The 22774-nt window shown below is 38.5% G+C and carries 20 protein-coding genes; 9 read left to right on the top strand and 11 right to left on the bottom strand.

What is annotated here, in order from left to right:
- Nucleotides 1–211: 211 nt before the first annotated feature.
- From O1Q81_RS07430 to O1Q81_RS07420, 3 genes are read left to right on the top strand one after another with little or no spacing between them, the layout of a single operon-like run.
- The gene (locus O1Q81_RS07430) at nucleotides 212–757 is read left to right on the top strand and encodes a gluconokinase (RefSeq protein WP_386696848.1); all 546 of its coding nucleotides are present in this window, start codon (nucleotides 212–214) and stop codon (nucleotides 755–757) included.
- Between the two features lie 39 nt (nucleotides 758–796).
- Nucleotides 797–973: a hypothetical protein gene (locus O1Q81_RS07425; protein ID WP_386694068.1), complete on the top strand. Its 177-nt coding sequence runs from the start codon at nucleotides 797–799 to the stop codon at nucleotides 971–973.
- The gene (locus O1Q81_RS07420) at nucleotides 966–1262 is read left to right on the top strand and encodes a type II toxin-antitoxin system RelE/ParE family toxin (protein WP_386694066.1); all 297 of its coding nucleotides are present in this window, start codon (nucleotides 966–968) and stop codon (nucleotides 1260–1262) included. The genes O1Q81_RS07425 and O1Q81_RS07420 overlap by 8 nt, the downstream gene beginning before the upstream one ends.
- A 6-nt stretch (nucleotides 1263–1268) precedes the next feature.
- Here the strand turns inward: O1Q81_RS07420 and gntR are convergent, their stop codons facing one another.
- On the bottom strand, nucleotides 1269–2270 hold the full coding sequence (gene gntR, locus O1Q81_RS07415; RefSeq protein ID WP_386693166.1) for a gluconate operon transcriptional repressor GntR: 1002 nt from the start codon (nucleotides 2268–2270) through the stop codon (nucleotides 1269–1271).
- A 103-nt stretch (nucleotides 2271–2373) separates the two neighbouring features.
- On the opposite strand from gntR, the gene selD reads away from it, so the two are divergent.
- A complete protein-coding gene (gene selD, locus O1Q81_RS07410) occupies nucleotides 2374–3432 on the top strand; it encodes a selenide, water dikinase SelD (RefSeq protein WP_386696846.1) in 1059 nt (352 codons plus the stop codon).
- A gap of 148 nt (nucleotides 3433–3580) precedes the next feature.
- Here selD and dxs read toward each other — a convergent pair whose 3' ends face one another.
- Genes dxs through O1Q81_RS07390 form a run of 4 tightly spaced genes read right to left on the bottom strand, consistent with a single transcriptional unit; the run spans nucleotide 3581 to nucleotide 8183 of the window.
- Complete coding sequence (dxs, locus tag O1Q81_RS07405) at nucleotides 3581–5446, bottom strand: 1-deoxy-D-xylulose-5-phosphate synthase (protein WP_386696844.1); 1866 nt, start codon at nucleotides 5444–5446, stop codon at nucleotides 3581–3583.
- A 44-nt stretch (nucleotides 5447–5490) separates the two neighbouring features.
- The gene (gene ispA, locus O1Q81_RS07400) at nucleotides 5491–6387 is read right to left on the bottom strand and encodes a (2E,6E)-farnesyl diphosphate synthase (RefSeq protein ID WP_386696842.1); all 897 of its coding nucleotides are present in this window, start codon (nucleotides 6385–6387) and stop codon (nucleotides 5491–5493) included.
- Entirely contained in the window at nucleotides 6374–6637 is a 264-nt protein-coding gene (gene xseB, locus O1Q81_RS07395) for an exodeoxyribonuclease VII small subunit (protein ID WP_386696840.1), read from the bottom strand. The genes ispA and xseB overlap by 14 nt, the downstream gene beginning before the upstream one ends.
- A gap of 58 nt (nucleotides 6638–6695) precedes the next feature.
- Complete coding sequence (locus O1Q81_RS07390; RefSeq protein WP_386696838.1) at nucleotides 6696–8183, bottom strand: RNA-binding domain-containing protein; 1488 nt, start codon at nucleotides 8181–8183, stop codon at nucleotides 6696–6698.
- A gap of 111 nt (nucleotides 8184–8294) precedes the next feature.
- On the opposite strand from O1Q81_RS07390, the gene thiI reads away from it, so the two are divergent.
- Nucleotides 8295–9743, top strand: a complete 1449-nt coding sequence (gene thiI / locus O1Q81_RS07385; RefSeq protein ID WP_386696836.1) for a tRNA uracil 4-sulfurtransferase ThiI — start codon at nucleotides 8295–8297, stop codon at nucleotides 9741–9743.
- Nucleotides 9744–9771: 28 nt separating this feature from the next.
- On the opposite strand, the gene O1Q81_RS07380 is transcribed toward thiI, so the two are convergent.
- Nucleotides 9772–10479: a class I SAM-dependent methyltransferase gene (locus O1Q81_RS07380; protein WP_386696834.1), complete on the bottom strand. Its 708-nt coding sequence runs from the start codon at nucleotides 10477–10479 to the stop codon at nucleotides 9772–9774.
- 23 nt (nucleotides 10480–10502) lie between these two features.
- Here O1Q81_RS07380 and gloB point away from each other — a divergent pair, with 23 nt between their 5' ends.
- Nucleotides 10503–11204 (top strand): hydroxyacylglutathione hydrolase, encoded by a 702-nt coding sequence (gene gloB, locus O1Q81_RS07375; RefSeq protein ID WP_386693154.1) that lies wholly within the window; start codon nucleotides 10503–10505, stop codon nucleotides 11202–11204.
- A 48-nt stretch (nucleotides 11205–11252) separates the two neighbouring features.
- Here gloB and O1Q81_RS07370 read toward each other — a convergent pair whose 3' ends face one another.
- The gene (locus tag O1Q81_RS07370) at nucleotides 11253–12686 is read right to left on the bottom strand and encodes a sucrose-6-phosphate hydrolase (RefSeq protein WP_386696833.1); all 1434 of its coding nucleotides are present in this window, start codon (nucleotides 12684–12686) and stop codon (nucleotides 11253–11255) included.
- Nucleotides 12687–12848: 162 nt separating this feature from the next.
- On the opposite strand from O1Q81_RS07370, the gene O1Q81_RS07365 reads away from it, so the two are divergent.
- Nucleotides 12849–14771, top strand: a complete 1923-nt coding sequence (locus O1Q81_RS07365; protein WP_386696832.1) for a glucose PTS transporter subunit IIA — start codon at nucleotides 12849–12851, stop codon at nucleotides 14769–14771.
- Between the two features lie 119 nt (nucleotides 14772–14890).
- Nucleotides 14891–15769 carry a fructokinase ScrK gene (gene scrK / locus O1Q81_RS07360; RefSeq protein ID WP_386696830.1) on the top strand — a complete coding sequence of 293 codons (879 nt, stop codon included), beginning with the start codon at nucleotides 14891–14893 and terminating at the stop codon, nucleotides 15767–15769.
- A 99-nt stretch (nucleotides 15770–15868) separates the two neighbouring features.
- Here the strand turns inward: scrK and O1Q81_RS07355 are convergent, their stop codons facing one another.
- Entirely contained in the window at nucleotides 15869–17074 is a 1206-nt protein-coding gene (locus tag O1Q81_RS07355) for an aromatic amino acid transport family protein (protein WP_386696829.1), read from the bottom strand.
- Nucleotides 17075–17372: 298 nt separating this feature from the next.
- Between O1Q81_RS07355 and O1Q81_RS07350 the strand changes: the two genes are divergently transcribed.
- A complete protein-coding gene (locus O1Q81_RS07350) occupies nucleotides 17373–18686 on the top strand; it encodes an NCS2 family permease (protein ID WP_386696828.1) in 1314 nt (437 codons plus the stop codon).
- A gap of 83 nt (nucleotides 18687–18769) precedes the next feature.
- Here the strand turns inward: O1Q81_RS07350 and mrcB are convergent, their stop codons facing one another.
- The 3 genes from mrcB to znuC all read right to left on the bottom strand — a co-directional run bounded on the left by mrcB (nucleotide 18770) and on the right by znuC (nucleotide 22774).
- Nucleotides 18770–21115, bottom strand: coding sequence for a penicillin-binding protein 1B (gene mrcB, locus O1Q81_RS07345; protein WP_386696826.1), 2346 nt, complete (start codon nucleotides 21113–21115; stop codon nucleotides 18770–18772).
- Nucleotides 21116–21185: 70 nt separating this feature from the next.
- Nucleotides 21186–21971 (bottom strand): zinc ABC transporter permease subunit ZnuB, encoded by a 786-nt coding sequence (gene znuB, locus O1Q81_RS07340; protein ID WP_386696824.1) that lies wholly within the window; start codon nucleotides 21969–21971, stop codon nucleotides 21186–21188.
- A gap of 8 nt (nucleotides 21972–21979) precedes the next feature.
- Nucleotides 21980–22774, bottom strand: a complete 795-nt coding sequence (znuC, locus tag O1Q81_RS07335) for a zinc ABC transporter ATP-binding protein ZnuC (RefSeq protein WP_386686397.1) — start codon at nucleotides 22772–22774, stop codon at nucleotides 21980–21982.

Genomic DNA, 22774 nt, shown 5'->3' with positions numbered 1-22774 from the left:
TTACTGGTAACATACTAATTTTTCTAAATTAGGTAAAGAATATTTTGCTAGAATTGTGACAGACCTCACATTCTTTCAAAAAATAGTTAAAATTTAGTCAATGAAAAATAAAAATTAGTGATCTGGATCACAAAAATAAATGTTACCAGTAACCTAGTTGTGAAATTTTTGGTTAGAATAGAGTAAATTCAAAATTTAAAAGGAAAATTTGATGAGTGAAACAATATGCCAAGGCTCAAGTTTTATCTTAATGGGCGTTTCCAGCACAGGCAAAACTTCCGTTGGTACGGCAGTGGCAAATAAATTGGGGTTAAAACTGATAGACGGTGATGATTTACACCCGAGAGCCAATATTATCAAAATGGGACAAGGGCATCCGCTTAATGATGAAGATCGCCTGCCTTGGCTAGAACGTATCCGAGATGCCGCTTTTAGTTTGGAACAAAAAAGCGAAAAAGGCATTATTGTGTGTTCTGCCTTAAAGAAAAAATACCGTGATTTGATCCGTGATGGCAATAAAAATGTCAAATTTCTATTTTTACACGGCAGTTTTGAGCTGATTTTGCAGCGAATGAAACAACGCAAAGGGCATTTTATGAAAGAAGAAATGCTGAAAAGCCAATTTGATACCTTGGAAATTCCACAAGCCGATGAACCCGATGTAATTGCCATTGATATCGATGGTAGTTTTGATGAGGTGGTGGATCGGTGTGTGAAAGTGTTGAAACCTTTTCTACATTTACACAGCAACGAATAAAGTCTATAATTCATTCACAGGTATTTTTAGGGGGAAGTTATGTTTAAAGAAAAAGGTTATGACGAATTTGTGAATGAATGTGTTCGTAAAGGTCGGGAAGAAAAACAGGCTGGGTTAGGCTTTACTTTAGAACAAGCAAAATCCAGTTCTAAACAAGTGATTGAACGTAAATCACAAGAATTAGATGATTTTATTAAAAATGTTGCTTATGCCTAAACTGACAATTCTTCCACAAGCGTTACAGCAGATAAACGAAATTTTAGTCAATGTTGTTGAATTTACAGGATTTGATGTGAGTGCTATTCGGTTATCTGATGAAATCTATGAAAAAATAGAACGAATCACTTTTATGCCACTTGCTATTGGGCGTTTGCGAGATGATGGTTCAAGAGAAGCCTTTGCAAGAAAATATAGAATTGTTTATGATTTTGATGAAATTGCAGATGAAGTGGTTATTTTGTCAGTAATTCATAGTAGTAGAATCTATCCTCGCCCTGAAAACTAAGTAATATCAAACCGTTTCCCCTAAATGAATATCGTACCCCAAATTAATAATACGGCTTTGTTGGGGAATACCGTTAATTCGATTAAGTAATTCTTGAGCAGCGACTTTGCCAATTTCCAATCTTGGGGTGATCACTGTTGCGAGTTGTGGCGTGAGTGATTGCCCTACGTCATGTCCATGAAATCCCGCAATAGCAATTTGTTCAGGAACTTGAATACCTAAACGTTGACATTCAAATAATGCTCCAATAGCTAAGTCATCATTAGTACAAAAAATACCATTGATTTCAGGATGTTGCTTTAAGGCTTGTTGTAAATATTCCGCCCCTAGGGTAAAAGATGAGGCTTGCAATGATCCAATCGTCATTGGCGTTAAATGGTACTTTTTCATTGCCATTTTATAGCCTTGCTGTTTTAACAAGGTGCGTTTATCTTGGCGAGAGGAAAAATATACAATATGTTGATAGCCACGCAAAATCATGGTTTCAACCATGGCTTGTGCTGCAGCAATATTATCAAAGCCCACCACTTGCTGAATGCCCAATTCCGTGGTATCCATAATTTCAATCACGGGAATGTTGGCAATTTCCAACATTTTTAAGGTGCGTTTACTGTGTTGATTTTCCGCTAAAATCAAGCCGTCCACATTATAGGACAGCAGGCTTTCAATCCGTTGTTGTTCTTTTTGTTGACTATAACCATAGTGAGCCAACATGGTTTGATAGCCCGCTTGATCGGTGATAATCTCAATGCCTTTTAATACATCCGCAAACACTGCATTGGTTAAAGATGGTAATAACACACCAATCGCCCGACTTTTTGCATTAGAAAGCATATCGGGTGCCTTGTTCGGAATATAACCAAATTGCTCAATGGCAACCGCAATCCGTTCCCCAGTTTCAGCCGCTACAGTATCTGGATTGCGTAAATAGCGACTGATGGTCATTTTAGTAATACCGAGATGATTAGCAATATCTTGTAGGGTTGGGCGTTTTTTCTTGGCTTGCATAAATAAACTGTAAATCAATGTGTTTTGTGGAATTATAATACACTAAATTGGCAAAATTACAGTATAATCATTGATTATTTCGTGACAAAAAAGGACATACACAATGACAAACACATCAACAGAAAATATTCGCCTAACCCAATACAGCCATGGGGCAGGCTGTGGTTGTAAAATTTCACCGAAAGATTTGCAAAATATTTTGCAGTCGGAATTGGAAAGATTTGCTGATCCGCATTTGTTGGTGGGTAATGATACGGCAGATGATGCGGCTGTTTATGATATTGGTAATGGTATAGGTATAATTAGTACAACAGATTTCTTTATGCCGATTGTGGACGATCCTTTTGATTTTGGACGTATTGCGGCGACCAATGCAATCAGCGATATTTATGCCATGGGCGGTAAACCGATAATGGCGATTGCGATTTTAGGTTTTCCGTTGAAATTGTTACCTGTGGACGTAGCACAAAAAATAGTCGATGGTGGGCGTTTTGTGTGTCATCAAGCAGGGATTTCCTTAGCTGGCGGTCATTCTATTGATGCACCAGAACCGATTTTTGGCTTGGCGGTAACGGGGATTATTGACACCGAAAAAGTGAAGAAAAACGCCTCGGCTACAGCAGGTTGTCAGCTTTATTTAACCAAACCATTGGGAATTGGCATTTTGACCACGGCAGAGAAAAAAGGTAAGTTGCAGGAACAACATAAAGGGCTTGCCACGGCGACAATGACGAAATTGAATAATATTGGCGCGGAATTTTCAAAAATTGATGGTGTAAAAGCCATGACCGATGTGACAGGGTTTGGCTTATTGGGGCATTTGTTGGAAATGTGCGAAGGGGCTGATTTACAAGCAGAAGTACAATTTAATCAGCTTAAAACCCTTGATGGCGTATTGGATTATATTGCTCAAGGTTGTACACCAGGTGGCACAGACCGCAATTTTGCGAGTTATGGACATAAAGTGTCAGCATTAACCGATGTGCAAAAAGCGATTTTATGCGATCCACAAACTTCGGGTGGTTTGTTAATTGCTATTGAACCGCAAGTTCATCAACAAGTTTTTGATGTGGCTCAACAAGCAGGAATTGAATTGATACCAGTCGGTCGTTTAATTGAAAAAACAGATGAAAGTGCGGTGAAAATTCGGGTGATTTCTTAATACTTTTACAAAAGAAAAAAACCGCTATCGAATAGGGATAGCGGTAAGTCTTTACATAATAAAAGATTTGAAAAAAACGACTGCTATATTAAGGATCACAATAAGCAGTGCACTAGCAATTAATCAGACTAGAGATTTTTAAATTAGTTCAGATTTTTTTTAGATTTTGTAAAAAATCTCCAATTTGTGCCTCAATCCCTTTTGCATCTAATCCTAATTCTACCAACATTTCCTGTTGTGTGCCTTGTGGAATGAATCTATCAGGTAAACCAAGTTGTAAAAGTGCGGTAGGTTTTGGTTGAGAAATTAATACTTCTGCAACCCCCGATCCTGCACCACCCTGAATGGCATTTTCTTCTAAGGTTACAATTAACTCGTGAGTTTTGGCAATCTGTTTAATACAATCCACATCTAATGGTTTAACAAAACGCATATCAATCACTGTTGCATTAAGTTTCTCTGCAGCTTCTAGTGCATTCGGTAATAATGTGCCAAAATTCAAGATGGCAATTTTTTCCCCTTGTTTAACAGGTTTTGCTTGCCCGATCACTAATTCGTGTAATGGTTCAAGTTTCACGCCAACTGCATTACCACGAGGATAACGCACTGCAGCGGGCTGACCACATTGATAGCCCGTGTAGAGCATTTGACGGCATTCGTTTTCATCACTTGGGGTCATTATGATCATATTAGGAATACAACGCATAAAACTTAAATCAAATGCCCCTTGATGAGTTTGCCCGTCCGCTCCCACAATACCCGCACGGTCAATAGCAAATAGTACGGGCAAATTTTGAATAGCGACATCGTGGATTAATTGATCGTAGGCACGTTGCAAGAAAGTAGAGTAAATGGCAACAACAGGCTTATAACCACCTATTGCTAAGCCAGCCGCAAACGTCACGGCATGTTGTTCCGCAATGGCAACATCAAAATATTGTTCGGGAAAACGTTCAGAAAATTCTACCATGCCCGAACCTTCACGCATAGCAGGCGTAATTCCTACTAATTTTTCATCTTTTTCTGCCATTTCACATAACCAATCACCAAAGATTTTGGAATAAGTTGGTTTACTACTGGATTTTGGTAATTCGCAACAGCTTGGGTCGAACTTTGGTACACCATGATAACCAATGGGATCTTTTTCCGCTGGGGCGTATCCTTTGCCTTTTTTGGTACGTACGTGCAAGAATTGTGGACCTTTAAGATCTCTCATATTACTTAAAGTAACGACTAAATCATCAATATTATGTCCATCAATAGGACCAATATAGTTAAAACCGAGTTCTTCAAATAAGGTACTTTCGGGAGAGAACATCACACCTTTCATGTGTTCTTCAGTTTTTTTCATAAAGTTTTTAATCGTAGGAACTTTATTTAAAATTTTCTTGCTACTATCACGTACCGTAGAATAAATTGAGCCTGAAAAAAGACGTGCAAGATGATTATTCAACGCCCCGACATTTTTAGAAATGGACATTTCATTATCATTTAAAATGACTAACATATCAGTATGCACAGCACCTGCATGATTCAGGGCTTCAAACGCCATACCTGCTGTGATGGCTCCATCCCCAATAACACACACCGTTTTTCGCCCTGCATTTTCTTTTTCAGCGGCAATGGCAATACCTAAACCTGCACTAATTGATGTAGAAGAATGTCCCACGCTTAATACATCAAATTCGCTTTCTTCACGCCACGGAAAAGGGTGTAAACCGTCTTTTTGGCGAATAGTTGACATTTGCTCACGGCGACCCGTTAGAATTTTATGCGGATAGGCTTGATGTCCTACGTCCCAAATTAATTGATCGAATGGGGTTTTATATATGTAATGTAATGCCACAGTTAGCTCAACACAACCTAAACCAGAAGCTAAATGACCACTACTTTGGCTCACGCTTTCGAGTAAATATTGGCGTAATTCATTGCATACTTGGGGGAGTTGTTCTTTGCTTAATGAACGCAAATCATCAGGTGAATTAATATGTGAAAGTAGCGAGTAATCAGTCATAAGGTTATGGGTTTAATGTTAATGATAAAATTGGGTGTATTCTACTAGCTTTTTCGGCTAACTACAAATTCCGCTAAAGATAACAGAGCGGTAGTATCAAATGGCATTTCTGCCAGATTTTGCACCGCAGTTTGATATAACTCGTGTGCTTTTTGTTTTGCACCATCAAGTCCGAGCAGTTTGGGATAAGTGCTTTTACCTAAATCCAAATCCGATCCCACTGGTTTACCGATTTCTGTTTGTTCGCCCACAATATCCAAAATATCATCTTGCACTTGAAATGCCAGTCCGATCGCTTTGGAATAGTTTTCAAGCTGTTGAGCCAAATTTTGATTACCAAATTCAGGCGAACAAATAAAACCCATAGTAACTGCACAACAGAGTAATGCCCCTGTTTTATTGCGATGAATAGTTTCTAATTCCGCTAACGACACCTGTTTATGCTCCGACAGCAAATCTAAACTTTGCCCTAAACACATTCCTTGCACCCCAGATGCACGGCTTAATACCTGCACTAATGCCAATTTCTGTTCAACAGAAAGTGCGGTGTTTTTGGTTAGAATTTCAAAGGCAAAGGCTTGTAAGGCATCGCCTGCCAAAATGGCGGTGGCGTGATCAAAGGCAATATGGCAAGTCGGCTGTCCGCGTCTTAAATCATCATTATCCATAGCGGGTAAATCATCGTGAATCAAAGAATAAGCATGAATACATTCCAATGCCGCCGCCGCATAATCTAACGCTGTCATCTCTGCCCCGAGCATTCGCCCAGTGGCATAGACTAAAAACGGACGAATCCGCTTGCCACCAAGCAATAAACCGTATTTCATTGCATCGGCTAAAGGTGAGGGAGAGCAATCAATTTCATCAAATTGTACCAGCATAAAATCGTTAATGCGTTGCTGAATATCGGCTAAATCTTGCTTAAAATTATAAACCGTCATCTTGCTGTCCTTGCTCATAATCACTGAGTTCTGCGGTGGCATTTTTGTGTAATAAAATCTGAATTCGTTGTTCAGCTTGTTGTAACCGTTGTTGTCCCTGTTTCGCCAGATTTACGCCTCTTTCAAAGGTTTTTAACGCCTCTTCTAAAGGCAAATCACCACTTTCTAATTGATTAACCACCTGTTCTAATTGAGCAAGCGTGCTTTCAAAATCTAATTCATTTTCTGCTTCTTTTGGTTTACGTGCCATTTTTTATTCCTGTTATTTGCTAAAGTTTAATTATTTTACAAGAAAATAATTAAGTGGGTTATTCTTTTAATTCCCAATGACCGTGTTTACCACGTCCAACATAATTTAGTTCACTTATTTCACTAATATAACGCCCTATGGTTTTGTAACTTAATCCGAGTTCGGTAGCAATGGTCTGCCGAGTAATTTTAGGATTATGACGTATTTTTTCTTTAATAAATAATATCGTTTTTTCTTTATTTATCCCATTTTCTTGAAGCATATATTGAGGGACATTTCGAGGGACATCTCGAGCGACATCTTGAGGGACATTTCGAGGGACATCTCGAGCGACATCTTGCAATTCAGCATTTTTTCCGACTTTATGGGTCGCTATGGGTTGCAACGGAATTTCAATTTTAAATATTTCCCCCTCAGTAAAAGTGGGTTTAGATTGCGAATAAAGTTGGGTATATTTATAGGTATTCCGCATTCCAGAGCCTAATTCATCTGCCAAGCCAATTTCTCGAAATACTTTTGAAATAGTCGGATTTTTTGGAAAAGGTTCAAAACGCTGTAAATCTAATGTACCAATACCGTGCGGGAGATTGCTGTTTTCAATAGTAATTTTATCTTCTTCAATAATCATTTTGGCAGGAAAACCACCTGAATAGTCACGGTGAGCAAGCGTGTTTGACACAATTTCTCGCAAAATGCGATCTCTGGCACTCACATTAAAAATACCGTCTAACACAAACAGATCATTTAAATGTTTTTGCCCAAATTGAATAAGCCGTTGATAGCTATCAATTAAATTTGTCGTAATGACATCGCGATCATCATAACGATCCTTATTTTCTACCCGAAAAATAGCATCTGTTTTATGTTGTGGTAAGACGGACATAATCGCATTTTCCTTACCAAACAGCAAAATCGCTGCCAGCGTAATCCCTTCTTTATTGGTTTCAGGATCGATCAAAATCAAATTCGCACTGCGTAGCATTTCTTCATTGTTCATTTCGCCCCAAGCGTGATGTTGATTTCGTCCTAATGCCATTTTTCGAGCTTTTTCAATTACTGCTTGATCAAGCAAATCAAGGGGTAAATTTGGATAAACTTTATTGACAAAATAACTGCCTTGCTTGCGAGTGTAGAGTTTGTAAACCTGTTCCGCTTGATCGGTAATATTAATATCGCCTTCAAATGAGCGATCCCAAATTCGCCCATTATGCCGACAGACTTGCGTTCCTTCAGGTACTCGCAGATAAATAATGGTTTTACCCTCTATTTCTATCGGCACAGGGGTTAAATATAAAGGTGGGTAAATTTTTTGTGGATTGTTGATCGCCGTAGTGAGTTCTTTAATGATTTTATCTTGCTTGTCCTGATTTACCCCTACAATCACTTTTTGATCGTTCACCCCAAGAAAAATATGCCCACCAATGCGATTATTGAAAGCACAAATCGTATCAAAAATATCTTTTGTCAACGCATTTTGCGATGCTTTAAATTCCACATTGATTTTCTCACCGAATTGAATCAGCTCTCGTAGTGCTTGTTTTTCCACGATGTCCCCTTTGAATGAACGGCTTTGCGTAGCAGTATTCTACTTGATTTTTCCCGAATATAAAAATTTCCTGTATAATGCCCGAAATTTTTTAATTTAAAGAGCAATCCAATGAAATTTATCATCAAACTTTTCCCTGAAATCATGATTAAAAGCGACAGCGTGCGTAATCGGTTTATTAAGATTTTAACTAGCAATATTCGCCAAGTGTTAAGCAAGCACGATGATACCTTGGCGGTGGTTCGTCATTGGGATTTTATTGAAGTGCGGTCAAAAAATGAAGAATTTCGACCGCAGTTAATTGAGCTAATTGGGCGAATTCCAGGGATTCATCATTTTCTTGAAGTGGAAGAAAAACCCTTTACCGATCTGCACAATATTTTTGAGCAAACTTTGCAACAAGTGGGCGACAGCCTAAATGGCAAAACTTTTTGCGTACGAGCCAAACGCCGTGGGCAACATTCCTTTAGTTCGCTAGAAATTGAGCGTTATGTGGGTGGTGGGTTAAATCAACATATTGAAACTGCCAAAGTGAAATTGAAAAATCCTGATGTGACCGTGCGAATTGAAGTGGAAAATGACAAATTAATCTTTATTAAACAACGCTTTGCTGGCATTGGCGGTTATCCAATCGGCACGCAAGAAGATGTGCTTTCTTTGATTTCGGGCGGTTTTGATTCGGGTGTGTCTAGCTATATGCTGATTCGCCGTGGTAGTCGTGTGCATTATTGCTTTTTCAACCTTGGCGGTGCAGCACACGAAATTGGCGTGAAACAAATGGCGTATCATATTTGGCAGCGTTATAGCAGTTCTCATAAGGTACGCTTTGTTGCGATTAATTTTGAGCAAGTTGTGGGCGAGATTTTGGAAAAAGTGGATAACGGGCAAATGGGCGTGGTGTTAAAACGCATGATGGTGCGAGCCGCCAGCCGAGTTGCTGAATGCTTTGCTATTGAAGCGATTGTTACGGGGGAAGCCTTAGGGCAGGTGTCGAGCCAAACGCTGACTAATTTACGTTTGATTGATGAAGCAAGTTCTACATTGGTATTGCGTCCACTGATTACGCACGATAAAGAGCAAATTATTGCCATGGCAAAACAGATCGGCACGGACGATATTGCAAAATCTATGCCTGAATTTTGTGGGGTAATTTCTAAAAATCCAACGGTAAAAGCGATTCGGGAAAAAATTGAAGCCGAAGAACAAAATTTTGATTTCAACGTATTAGAAAGTGCGGTGCAAAATGCACAATATTTAGATATTCGTCAAATTGCCGAGCAAACCGAAAAAGATGTGGTGCAAGTGGATACCGTTTCTGTGTTAGGCGAAAATGACGTGATTTTAGATATTCGTAGTCCAGAAGAAATCGATGAAAAACCGCTGGTATTAGACGGCAAAACCATACAATTAATGCCATTTTATAAACTTAGTTCACAATTTGGTAATCTTGACCAAAGTAAAAATTATGTACTGTATTGCGAACGTGGAGTAATGAGCAAATTGCAGGCGTTGTATTTGAAAGAGCAAGGATTTGCGAATGTGTTGGTGTTTGGGCAATAGATAGAATTAAGGTGCATTCTTTTGCACCTTATATCTCATGTTTTTCCACTTCTCGAAATGCTCCCACTGGCTCACCCTGAAAAATATTGCTTGGATCAAATCGCTGTTTTTGTGGTTGCAAACTCAATGGATAGGTTTGTTTTTTTGCCACAATCGCAAACAGATTGGCTAAAGTTTGTTGTTGAATAATTTCAAAATTGAGTAAATGTAACCAGTCAATAATACGACAAGGCAAAAAATGGCGGAACGGTAACGCTGGATTTTGAGGTTGATTTATTTTTTGTTTGAACAGTAATCCGCTAAAAGGGTTGAAAATTGACAAAAACAAATAACCATCATCGGTTAAAATTCGTTGAATTTCCCGTAACAGTTGATGCGGATCTTGCATAAAATTGAGAGTGTTGGCGGATATACAAACATCTACGGATTGGCTTTCAAAAGGCAATTCAACCAAATCCCCTTGAATTAGAGAATAGCTGTTTCGGTTAGATAATGCGGTTAAATGACTATTTATTTCGGGACTTAGCACAAAATGATAGGGAAGTGACATTTTACATTCTAGCTCGGCACTTAATCCACCTAGGCGAACTAATTGTTTTCCTGTTATTAAGGGCGAAAATTTGGCAAAATAATCCCCAAGCGTTTCGCAATATTGTTCGCCTTTTGGTAATTGTTGCCAACTAGACGGTAATTTAAACGCTTTCGCTGATTTCGCTTGCCAACGTATTTGTGCCATATTCAACCTTAGAGAGAGAAACAATGTTAAAAGCAATTCCTGCCCGTAATGATAACTATATTTGGCTTTATTCACGAGATAATTTATCGATAATTGTGATCGATATTCCTGAAATTAAGCCTATCTTATCATTTTTTGAACAAAATCCCTATAAAATTACCGCACTTTTCTTAACCCATAACCATAATGACCATGTTGCTGGTGTGACAGAATTTAAACGCTATTTTCCTGATGTGCCGATTATTGGTCCAACTGAATGTGCGTATTTGGGCTTAACGCAAGTAGTGGATAGGGGGAAAATTGAATTAAATGATTATCACATTGAAGTCATTCCAACGGGAGGGCATACGACAAATCATGTGAGTTTTTTGGTTGACGGTCATTTATTTTGTGGTGATTGTTTATTTTCAGCGGGTTGTGGTCGAGTGTTTACGGGGGATTATCAGCAGATGTTTGAATCTATTCAACGCTTAAAAGCCTTGCCTGATGATACGTTGATTTGTGCTGGACACGAATATACCTTAGCGAATTTAGCGTTTGCAGAAACCGTATTAGAAGATAAAAGTGCGGTGCAAAAGCATAAAGTTTTGGTTGAATCCTTGAGAAAACAAGGGTTGCCGAGTATGCCAACGACTTTATTGTTAGAAAAGGAAATTAATCCATTTTTGCAGGCAGAAGATTTACCACAATTTATTAAGTTTAGACAAGATAAAGATAAATTTTAATCAGGATATAAGGGTGCAAGTAAAATGCACCCTATACTCAGATCTATATTATAGTTGATAGAAATAGCCCGTTGGATTGCCTTGTTTAATGGTAATTCCAGTTTGCTCTGCATTGGGGAAAACACGTCCAGAAAAGACCTTTTCACCGCCATTGATAAAGATTTCAAACACTGATTTATCTATAAAAATACGAGCCGTAGTTGCTTGTTTTTCAATTTGACAAGAGCGAACGGTACCAAATTTTTCTGCAAATTTTTCACCGCAGTTTGAGCGATCTACAATGACTTCACCTTTCGTGGTGTCAACGATAATAGTTAATCCGTTACCATTTTTATCCGCCATTAATACTATTTCGTGACGAATGTTTGGTGCGAAATTGAGTTCTAATTCGTAAATATTATTGGTGTGTTGGCGTTCTGCAAAAGTAGCTTGGGTGGTTCTCAAATTCACCATGCCTGCCACAGGGTTTTGACATAATTTGCCATTCTTAATAGAAAGCTGTTTAACTAAAGAAAGGCAGCCTTGATAATCATATTTATCCGTTGGATATTCCATATCTGGCAAGGCTAGCCAACTGATACATAAGGCTCGACCATCAGGTGCATTAAAGGCTTGTGTCGCATAACATTCAAAGCCGTAATCTAATTGTTGTAATGGGGTAGGATTGATGAGTTTTGCTTGTTCTACATCAAGATTATCGCCGATTTTGAACATATTTGGATAAATATTTTGATAATCCAACACGGACTTATCTAAGCCTTGCGGACAATAGATTAAGACTGGCTTGTCAGCGACAAAAACAATATTCGGGCATTCCATCATATAGGCAGTGTTATCATTGGCAAAATCAAGATCATTGACGTAATCCCATTGCTGGTAGTCATTATTACGTGCTTTGTAGAGTTTGATAATGCCTTTTTTCGTTAAATTTTGACCGCCCACAATGGCATAATATTGTCCTTGGTAATCAAAAATTTGAGGGTCACGGAAATGATCGGTAACATCATCAGGTTGCTCAATGAGTATTTTATTGAGCTTTTTAATGTTGCCTTTCTGATCCATTAACGCCCCAATTTGATAAGGGTGACGCACCCAATTTTCATCACGTACATTGCCCGTGTAAAAGAGAAATAATTTATCACCGAATTGCATGGCGGAACCTGAGTAAGCACCATGACTATCTAAAGGGGTATCGGGATACATGACGGTGCCAGTTTCTTTGAAATGCACAAGATCAGTGCTTTCCGTGTGTACCCAAGATTTTAAGCCATGAGCGGCACCGAAAGGAAAATATTGGTAAAACAAGGTGAATTTACCATTAAAATAGGAAAAACCGTTCGGATCGTTGAGTAAGCCGTGTGGAGTTTCAATATGGAAATGTGTTCGCCACGGTGAAAGTGCGGTGTTTTTTTTAATTTTTTCGATATACTCCGCTGACCAGTCAGCATAAGCACGATAACGTTGTTCTGTAGTAAATGCCATAATTCTCTCCAATGATGATATTTCCTTGTATAGTACCGAATATTTAGCTTTTGAAAAAGCAATATTTGACAGGATAAACCGAATAAATATTCGTTTAATTTGTCAGCAAAAAATGATAAAGTGAGCGAAGTTTATTAACCCTTATCTTATGGAGATTTTGCAATGATGAATGATACAGAAATTGCAAAGAAAATTGTCGAAGCCATTGGAGGCTTTGACAACGTGCAAAGTTTTGCACATTGTGCGACTCGTTTACGTATTATGGTAAAAGATGAGTCAAAAATTGATAAAGATACTATCGAAGACTTGGATAAAGTCAAAGGAGCATTCTTTAATTCAGGACAATATCAAATTATTTTGGGGACAGGGACAGTAAACAAAATTTATGCGGAAGTGGTGGCATTAAATGGTGGTTCAAACCAAACGACACAAACTGCTGCACCAGCTCAACCACAAGGGCATTGGTTTAAACGTGCGATTCGTACTTTTGGTGATGTTTTCGTGCCATTGTTACCAGCAATCGTTGCAACAGGTTTATTTATGGGGGTGCGTGGAGCCATTAACAATGATGCGATCTTGAGCCTTTTCGGTACAACCTCCGCTGCTTTTTCTGCTTCACATTTCTATATTTATACCCAAGTATTAACAGACACTGCCTTTATTTTCTTCCCTGCATTAATTTGTTGGTCGGCTTTCCGTGTATTCGGTGGCAATCCTGTGATTGGGTTAGTTTTAGGGTTAATGATGGTAAGTCCTGCTTTACCAAATGCGTGGGCTGTTGCTTCTGGTGGTGCTGAACCGATTTACTTCTTTGATTTTATTCCTGTGGTTGGTTATCAAAACTCTGTTTTACCAGCGTTTTTTGTGGGGCTAATTGGAGCGAAATTTGAGCAATGGTTTAGCAAAAGAGTACCTGATGTATTAGCATTATTAGTGGTGCCATTTACCACGTTTTTAGTGATGTCTATTTTAGCCTTATTGGTGATTGGTCCGATTTTCCATACTGTGGAAAACTATGTATTAGCAGGCACCAAATTCTTATTAGCCTTGCCTTATGGTATTTCAGGATTGATTATTGGTGGGGTGCATCAAGTCATCGTTGTTACTGGCGTACATCATATTTTCAACTTGCTTGAATCTCAACTTATTGCTGCAGACGGACAAGATCCATTTAATGCGATTATCACAGCAGCGATGACAGCTCAAGCAGGGGCAACCTTAGCTGTAGGTTTCAAAACCAAATCCTTGAAATTAAAAGCCTTGGCTTATCCAGCCGCCCTTTCTGCAGGGTTAGGAATTACTGAACCTGCGATCTTCGGGGTTAATTTACGCTATGGTAAACCATTTATTATGGGTTTAATTGCAGGGGCATTTGGTGGTTGTTTAGCTTCCATTTTAGGGCTTGCAGGTACGGGCTTTGGTATTACCATTATTCCAGGTTCATTACTTTATCTTAATGGGCAAATTCTGTCTTATATCATCATGGTGTTGTCAACCACAGCCGTAGCCTTTGCATTGACCTATATGTTTGGCTATGAAGATGAAAAGCCGACAGAGAAAAAAGTTGAACCAAAAACAGAAGAAAAAAACACCGCAGTTGAACCCCCTGCAGCGGTGGCAAGTAAACCTGTAGAGGAAATCTTACTTGCTCCAATGACAGGTGAAATTGTTGCTTTAGAAAATGTGAATGATCCTGTTTTTTCATCTGGCGTAATGGGCGATGGTCTAGCGGTGAAACCAACCGAAGGCGTGGCTTATGCTCCAGCCGATGCGGTGGTTGAAATTGTTCATGGTACGGGTCATGCTTATGGTTTAAAAACAACCAATGGCACAGAAATTTTAATCCATATCGGTATTGATACGGTAAAAATGAAAGGTGACGGTTTTGAGCCATTGGTAAAAGTAGGTGATAAAGTAAAAGCGGGTACGCCTTTAGCCAACTTTGATTTAGCTAAAATTGCGGCAGCTGGATTCGATCACACTACAGTGTTGATTATTACCAATACAGATCAATTTAGTGCAGTCAAAGGTATTGCTCAAGGAAATGTTGCCCATGGTGATAATTTCTTGAAAGTAGTAAAATAACATTAATTTGTAGGGTTGGATCGATATGTCTGCCCATTGATTAATCAAGTATAATTTGCGGGCGAACAAATGGGTTCGCCCCTACGTTATTTGTAACAGTAGAATAAAGAGAATTAATTATGACAAAATTATATGGCAGCCTTGAAGCTGGCGGCACAAAATTTATTTGTGCAGTGGGGGATGAGCAGTTTAATGTAGTGGAAAAAGTACAATTTCCAACTACAACACCAGATGAAACTCTCGCTCAAACAGTCGCTTTTTTCCAACGTTATGCAGATCGTTTACAAGGTATTGGGATTGGTTCATTTGGTCCGATTGATATTGATAAAAATTCACCAACCTACGGTTATATTACTACCACACCAAAACCAAACTGGGCAAATGTAGATTTAGTAGGAACCATTAAGAAATCGGTTAATGTCCCTTTTTATTTTACCACAGATGTTAATTCATCTGCTTTTGGTGAAATCCTTGTTCGTAAAAATGTAACGAGTTTGGTTTATTATACGATTGGCACAGGCATTGGTGCGGGTGCTATTCAACATGGTGAATTTGTTGGGGGGATTGGTCATACCGAAGCAGGTCATGTTTTAGTGGCGTTACATCCACAAGATCAAGCTAAAGGTTTTTACGGTACCTGTCCTTTCCATAAAAATTGTTTAGAGGGTTTGTCTGCTGGTCCATCGTTAGAAGCTCGTTCTGGTATTCGTGGCGAATTAATTGCTCAAGATTCTGATATTTGGGATATTCAAGCCTATTATATTGCACAAGCTGCCTTACAAGCGACCCTATTATATCGTCCACAAGTGATTGTATTTGGCGGTGGTGTCATGGCTCAACATCACATGTTGCAACGCGTTCGCCAGCAATTTGCTGAACTGTTAAATGGCTATGTGCCAGTACCTGATTTGAATGAATATATTGTTATCCCTGCGGTAGCGGAAAATGGTTCGGCTACTTTAGGTAATTTTGCTTTGGCAAAACAAGTCGCTCAATAAGATCAGGTATCGTGGACAAAAGTGCGGTGAAAAAATCATTATTTTTCACCGCACTTGTACTATTCAAAGGTGTATTCTCATACACTTTATAATTTAATGCTAACCGATGACATTCGGTAAATAACCTGCCTGAATTAAGAATGGAACATTAATAATTAACACACCAAGTAATAAAGCAATGAGTAAAGAAATGTTGCCACCGATGACTCGATAAGGCATCTCTGGATAACGTTTTCTTGCACGCCACACCATACCCACAGGTAATACTAAACCGTAGAATGTAAACATTTGTCCAGCAAAAGCTAATACGGATAAGAAATCATTATAGAACAAAGCGAAGAATAACACAGGCACAAAGGTTAATAAGCCTAATGATAGACGGTTAGATCTAATCTTTACACGTTTTAGTAAGTCATCTAAACAATCAAATAAGGCGAGTGCAACGCCTAAGAAAGATGTGATCAAGGCAAATAATGAGAATAAACGTACCGACCAACCGATAAAATGGCTGCCCGTGATATGCGTTACCGCTTTGATTAATCCGCCTAATGTGGGTTCTTGATTAAGAATTTGTACAAATTCAGATTGTGTCAATACGCCATGAGTTGACATTTGCCACATAATATAGAGTGCTAAAGGCAACCCTGTTCCCACAATAATAGAGGTTCTTAAACGGGCAACATTACCTTCTAAATATCGGTTGATACTTGGAATGACCACATGGAAACCAAAAGATGTAAAGAAAAATGGACTAGCCGAAATTAATAATGCTTTATCTAATGGGATTGCCATCAGATTATCCATCGTCACTTTAGGGAGCATGAGGAATAATAACACGACAAATGCAGCTAATTTGGCAATAAATAGTAGGCGAGTGGCAATATCAACATGTCCTGTGCCTGCAATAATAAAAATAGCAAAAAATACCGTAAAGATAACTGAAATCGCTGTACCATATTCGGTTAAAGCAGGCAACACGGTGGAGATTAAATCGCTACTCATTAATACATAAACGGTGAGAATAGCGTACATAAAAATGACTAACGCCAAAGTAGCTAACACTCGACCAGTCATACCAAAATATTGTTCGGCTAGGGTAGCGATTCCCGCATCTTGGCGTTCTGCTTTTTGATAAACTTCCACAAATAGTAATGCACTATAACATAATAATATCCAAAGCATCACTAACAATGCCACGGTATAGCCAAAACCCATTCCAGCTGATGTTAATGGCATTGACACCATACCCGCACCGATTGTTGTGCCAGCAACAATTAATGCACTACCAAAGGTTTTACTTCTCATATAGCTTTCCTTAAGTTAAGTAAAAATAAATGATAAAAAAGTACCGTCATTCTAACGAGAATTTTTATTTTTGTAAGAAATTTTTATACCATTTTGCTATTTTTACGCATTATTTATAGAAAATAATAAAAAAGTGCGGTTTAATTTTGGAAAATATTTAACACACCCATAGAAGCTACGATTTTACTGGAGATAACCAACTTAATTTGCAGATAAAAATATTTTACGCAAACGTTTACTATTTTGTGCTTTCAGGTAGAATACGCTTTTTTCCAACTTAACTCATTTAGGAAGTTTTATGTCTTTAGAACAACAGTTCGAGCTTTCTGCTCGTGGTTCAAATATTCGTCAAGAAATTATCGCAGGACTTACCACCTTTTTGGCGATGGTTTATTCAGTTATTGTGGTGCCAAATATGCTTAGTCAGGCTGGTTTTCCAGCAGAAAGTGTATTTATTGCCACCTGCTTAGTTTCTGGTTTAGGTTCAATCTTAATTGGCTTATGGGCAAATGCTCCAATGGCGATTGGTTGTGCTATTTCATTAACCGCATTTACGGCATTTAGTTTAGTTATCGGGCAGCAGGTGAGTATTCCTGTCGCCTTGGGAGCAGTGTTCCTAATGGGGGCAGTGTTTACTTTAATTTCTGCCACAGGCATTCGTTCTTGGATTTTACGTAATCTTCCGTCCAGTATTGCTCATGGTGCAGGGATTGGTATCGGTTTATTTTTACTCTTAATTGCGACTAGTGGCGTAGGTATTGTGGTATCGAATCCAAACGGAACCTTAGTTAAATTAGGTGAATTTACCTCTTTCCCTGTATTGATGTCATTAATCGGCTTGGCGTTGATTGTTGGCTTAGAGAAAATGAAAGTAAAAGGTGCAATTCTTTGGGTGATTATTGCGATTACTATTATCGGCTTAATTTTCGATCCGAATGTGAAATTCTCAGGTGAAGTGTTTAAAATGCCGAGCTTTGGCGAACAGTCTTTATTCTTACAATTAGATATTATGGGTGCATTGCAACCTGCGATTTTACCCGTGGTTTTTGCCTTGGTGATGACCGCGGTATTTGATGCCACTGGAACTATTCGTGCGGTAGCTGGGCAAGGTAATTTGTTAGATAAAGATGGACAAATTATTAATGGCGGTAAAGCATTAACATCGGATTCTGTGAGTAGTTTATTCTCGGGTATTTTCGGTACAGCACCTGCGGCAGTATATATTGAATCGGCGGCGGGAACAGCAGCTGGTGGAAAAACGGGGATCACCGCCATTGTGGTCGGCGTATTATTCCTGTTAATGTTATTTTTCCAACCGTTAGCGTTTTTAGTGCCGAACTATGCAACGGCACCAGCCTTAATGTACGTAGGCTTGTTAATGTTAAGCAATGTGAGTAAATTAGATTTTACTGATTTTGTCGGTGCAATGAGTGGTTTAATTTGTGCGGTATTTATTGTGCTAACCGCCAATATCGTGACTGGGATTATGCTTGGTTTTGCTGCATTAGTGATCGGTCGAGTAGTATCTGGCGAGTTCAAAAAACTCAATATTGGCACAGTGTTAATTGCGATTGCTTTAGTAGCATTTTATGCTTGTGGTTGGGCGATTTAGTTTTTAGCTAATTAGCATAAAGTGCGGTGGATTTTTGATGATTTTTCAATCAAAATACACCGCACTTTTTTGTTCGCTATTATTTAACCAGCAGGTTTGGCATCTTCAACAGGTGCAGGCGTTTTACGTGGGGTCGATAGTAAAATAGTTGGATCTATTGTTGATGAAGCACAGAAATCCTGCCCTTTATTTGCCCAAACAGGAATATTCCGTGCAGGGCTGTAGCAGTTCCAACTACCATAGCTATTAATCCCTACCCATTTAATTCCATCTACTTTTTTCAGTTCTAATGGGCTGACTTCAGCACGTTGTAAGTAATTCTTATAAATTTCCAATGCACCACTTGCACCAGTTAAACCCGTTTCGCCATTGTCGTCACGTCCTAACCAAACAGTTGCTACGTTTTCTCCATCAATACCCACATACCAAGTATCACGAGCATCATTGGTTGTGCCTGTTTTTCCTGCAAGATGTAAGCGGGCAAAATCATTTTGTAAACTACGAGCCGTGCCACGCTCTACCACTTGTTGCATAGCATATAAAGTTTGTACTGTTGCTTGGCTTGGTACAACTTGCTCAGGTTCAGTTTGATGTTGGTAAATCACTTCACCTTGACGGTCAGTAATAGTGTTAATAGTGCTTAATGGAATTTTGCCACCATTATTCGCAATCACTTGGAATAATTTTGTTACATCATAGGGTGAAATACTATAGGATCCTAATAACATAGCAGGAACTTTGGGAATAGAAACCTGATCCCAACCCATCGCTTGCTGGGTTTCAATCACCTTGGTTAATCCTACTTTCATGCCAATATTAACTGTTGGAATATTCAGCGAACGAGTTAACGCATCTATTAATAATACTGATCCGCTATATTTATGGTCATAGTTTTTTGGTTGCCAAGCTGGACTACCTTTTATATTAATGGTAATTGGTTGGTTATTAATCGGACTATTCAATCTAAACCGATCAGGATCGGAAAGTGCGGTTAAATAAATGGAAGGTTTAACTAAAGAACCGATTTGACGTTTTGCCATAAATGCACGGTTAAAGCCAGCATATTGGGTTTGTAATCCGCCAACAATGGCTCTAATTTCACCTTTTTGATAATCTGCGATGACCATTGCAGATTGTAAATGTGGATTTTTCACTTTCAACTGTAATTTTTGTGTAGCGTCCACAACCGCTTGTTCAGCGTAGGCTTGTTGTTTAACATCAAGGGTAGTGAAAATTCTTGCCCCCAATAAACTGGAGGATTTATTTTCTCCCAAATTTTGGCGTAATTCAGATTGCAATGTTTGAATAAATGCAGGATAGGGGCGAGTAACCGAGCCTTTTTCTTGCACGCCTAATGGACGTTGGCTTAACAAATCAAATAATTCTTGGTCGATCATTTTATGTTCTAACATTAAGCCTAACACAACATTACGGCGTTCTTTCGCATTAGTTGGATTACGCCAAGGGTTATACAATGATGGACCTTTTACCATGCCGACTAATAAAGCTATTTGATCTAAGCTGATTTCTCGTACTGGACGACCAAAAAAGAAATGGCTCGCCAGCTCAAAACCGTGAATTTGGGTGTCACCATTTTGACCAAGATAAATTTCATTAAGATAGGTTTCTAAAATGGTATTTTTGTCGTAGCGTAAATCCAACATAATAGCCATTAAGGCTTCGTTAATTTTACGTGTAATCGAACGTTCATTAGTTAAAAATAAATTTTTGACTAATTGTTGCGTTAGGGTACTTCCACCTTGTACAGTTTGACCCGCACGAATATTGCTGATCATAGCACGAGCAATACTGATAAGACTGACACCTTGATGTTCATAAAAACGGCGATCTTCGGTTAAAATTAGGGTATCAATTAATAGTCGTGGATAATTTTGTAATGGAATGGCTAGGCGTTCTTCATTATCAGATTGCAACATTGCCACTAATTTGGGGGCTAAACGAAATTCATCAATCGTCACTTGATTGACTAAATCTTCGATAACCGTTAATTTCTCATCACTAAAGCGTAAACGAATTACCCGTTGTGGTTCCATTTTATCAGGAAACGGAAATGATCGACGTAATAACACAATTGTATCATTTTCAATTTTAAAATCCCCAGGAGCAGCCACAAAGCTGGTTTGACGATAATCGTTATTGAGTAATAATTGTGTAACATCATTTAGGGTTAGATTATCTTGCAAACGAACACTCTCAATACGGCTATATACTTCGGCAGGTAAACGCCAAATTTGCCCATCCATTTTGGAACGAATTTGCCAGTCTAAATAAGCCCCATAAAAAACCGTAAGCATTCCTATACTGAAAATGGCTTTAGCAAAAAATAATTTCCATTTATGTCGTTGGCTAAAAGGAATTTTTGCTGGCGTTTGTTCTGTTGAAGGATTTTTTTCTTGTTCGGTTGACATTAATTTACCTAATAAATTCTAAACTTGCCCTAGTCGATAAACTCATTCTAGCATAGAAATATTACTCATTTTAACTGTTTTCTTTTTTAAGTAGTGAAAATAAAAACAGTACACTTGATGCAACTACTACCGATGGTCCCGATGCCGTATTATACAATGCGGAAAGAGTTAATCCCAAACTCACCGCAATCATACTAATGATTACCGCAATTATTGCCATGCTTTCTGGCGTACGAGCAAAACGTCTGGCGGTGGCTGCTGGAATAATCAATAATGAAGTAATAATTAATGCCCCGACAAATGTCATACTTAATGCGATAGTAAGTGCGGTTAAAATCATTAAAATAAATCGCATTCTTTTTACATTAATACCTTCCACTTGAGCCAGTTCAGGGCTAACAGTAATTGAAATCAGTGGTCGCCAAAAATAGAGTAATAGACTTAATACCACAGCAACGCCAACCCCAATATAAATGAGATCATCAAAGTTTATTGCCAGTAAATCACCAAACAAATACCCCATTAAATCTACACGTACATTTTGTAATAATTGTACGGTAATCACCCCAAGGGAAAGACAGCTATGAGCAATAATGCCGAGCAAAGTGTCCACCGAAAATTGGGTATTATTTTCTAACCAAACCATCGTAATGGCTAAAATCAGGGTGAGCGTTAAAATGGCAATGTAAGGATTAATTTGGAAGAAAATCCCTAATGCCACCCCGAGCAGGGCAGAGTGAGAAAGGGTATCGCCAAAATATGCCATTTTCCGCCACACCACAAATGCCCCTAAAGGTGCAGTAATAAACGACAATAAAATACCAGCAAGCCAAGCTGGGAAAATAATTTCAAACATATCTTTCCTTATTTATTATGTTCTGCACAAGTCTGATCATCCTGACAACAGACATCACCGTGAATATTGTGTTGGTGGTTATGATGATGTGTATAAACGGCAATATTTTTAGCAAATTGATCACCAAAAAAATGAATAAATTTAGGATCATTAGATACGGCTTCAGGTGTGCCAGCACAACAAATATGATGATTAACGCATAAGACTTCATTGGTATCAGCCATCACGATATGTAAATCATGAGAAACCATTAGAATGGCACAATTTAATTTTTCGCGAGTTTGTTTAATCAACTGATACAGTTCTACTTGACCGTTAATATCGACACCTTGAGTAGGTTCATCTAGCACTAACAAATTGGGTTTGTTCAGAATAGCACGAGCGATCAACACCCGTTGCATTTCACCACCAGACAGCTTTTGCATACTATTTTTGATTAAATGCGAAACTGACAGCAATTCCAATGCCTGTTGCATATCGTTTTTGGTAATGCCTTTTTTCAACGATAAAAATTTTTCCACTGTTATTGGTAAACTTGGATCTAAATGGATTTTTTGTGGCACATAGCCAATACGTAGATTTTTACTATAAACCACATCACCACTAGTCGGCGTTAATAATTTAAGTAATACCTTTAATAAAGTAGATTTTCCCCCACCGTTCGGACCCACAATAGTCATCACCGAGTTAGGATAAATGCGTAAATTAATATTTTGTAAAGCGACTTTTTGTGAGAACGTCACATTAATGTTATTTAACGCTACCAACGGTTGTTTAGGTAACTGAATGGATTTGATTTTCAT

It is taken from the genome of Lonepinella sp. MS14436 (genome assembly GCF_042470565.1).
In the GTDB taxonomy this organism is placed as follows: Bacteria; Pseudomonadota; Gammaproteobacteria; order Enterobacterales; family Pasteurellaceae; genus Lonepinella.
This window is presented reverse-complemented; position numbering and strand designations above follow the sequence as displayed.

What these genes read in the sequence shown, in the direction of transcription:
- O1Q81_RS07430 (WP_386696848.1), top strand. Translation starts at nt 212, where the DNA reads ATGAGTGAAACAATATGCCAAGGCTCAAGTTTTATCTTAATGGGCGTT.
- O1Q81_RS07425 (WP_386694068.1), top strand. Translation starts at nt 797, where the DNA reads ATGTTTAAAGAAAAAGGTTATGACGAATTTGTGAATGAATGTGTTCGT.
- O1Q81_RS07420 (WP_386694066.1), top strand. Translation starts at nt 966, where the DNA reads ATGCCTAAACTGACAATTCTTCCACAAGCGTTACAGCAGATAAACGAA.
- gntR (WP_386693166.1), bottom strand. Translation starts at nt 2,270, where the DNA reads ATGCAAGCCAAGAAAAAACGCCCAACCCTACAAGATATTGCTAATCAT.
- selD (WP_386696846.1), top strand. Translation starts at nt 2,374, where the DNA reads ATGACAAACACATCAACAGAAAATATTCGCCTAACCCAATACAGCCAT.
- dxs (WP_386696844.1), bottom strand. Translation starts at nt 5,446, where the DNA reads ATGACTGATTACTCGCTACTTTCACATATTAATTCACCTGATGATTTG.
- ispA (WP_386696842.1), bottom strand. Translation starts at nt 6,387, where the DNA reads ATGACGGTTTATAATTTTAAGCAAGATTTAGCCGATATTCAGCAACGC.
- xseB (WP_386696840.1), bottom strand. Translation starts at nt 6,637, where the DNA reads ATGGCACGTAAACCAAAAGAAGCAGAAAATGAATTAGATTTTGAAAGC.
- thiI (WP_386696836.1), top strand. Translation starts at nt 8,295, where the DNA reads ATGAAATTTATCATCAAACTTTTCCCTGAAATCATGATTAAAAGCGAC.
- O1Q81_RS07380 (WP_386696834.1), bottom strand. Translation starts at nt 10,479, where the DNA reads ATGGCACAAATACGTTGGCAAGCGAAATCAGCGAAAGCGTTTAAATTA.
- gloB (WP_386693154.1), top strand. Translation starts at nt 10,503, where the DNA reads ATGTTAAAAGCAATTCCTGCCCGTAATGATAACTATATTTGGCTTTAT.
- O1Q81_RS07370 (WP_386696833.1), bottom strand. Translation starts at nt 12,686, where the DNA reads ATGGCATTTACTACAGAACAACGTTATCGTGCTTATGCTGACTGGTCA.
- O1Q81_RS07365 (WP_386696832.1), top strand. Translation starts at nt 12,849, where the DNA reads ATGATGAATGATACAGAAATTGCAAAGAAAATTGTCGAAGCCATTGGA.
- scrK (WP_386696830.1), top strand. Translation starts at nt 14,891, where the DNA reads ATGACAAAATTATATGGCAGCCTTGAAGCTGGCGGCACAAAATTTATT.
- O1Q81_RS07355 (WP_386696829.1), bottom strand. Translation starts at nt 17,074, where the DNA reads ATGAGAAGTAAAACCTTTGGTAGTGCATTAATTGTTGCTGGCACAACA.
- O1Q81_RS07350 (WP_386696828.1), top strand. Translation starts at nt 17,373, where the DNA reads ATGTCTTTAGAACAACAGTTCGAGCTTTCTGCTCGTGGTTCAAATATT.
- mrcB (WP_386696826.1), bottom strand. Translation starts at nt 21,115, where the DNA reads ATGTCAACCGAACAAGAAAAAAATCCTTCAACAGAACAAACGCCAGCA.
- znuB (WP_386696824.1), bottom strand. Translation starts at nt 21,971, where the DNA reads ATGTTTGAAATTATTTTCCCAGCTTGGCTTGCTGGTATTTTATTGTCG.
- znuC (WP_386686397.1), bottom strand. Translation starts at nt 22,774, where the DNA reads ATGAAAATCAAATCCATTCAGTTACCTAAACAACCGTTGGTAGCGTTA.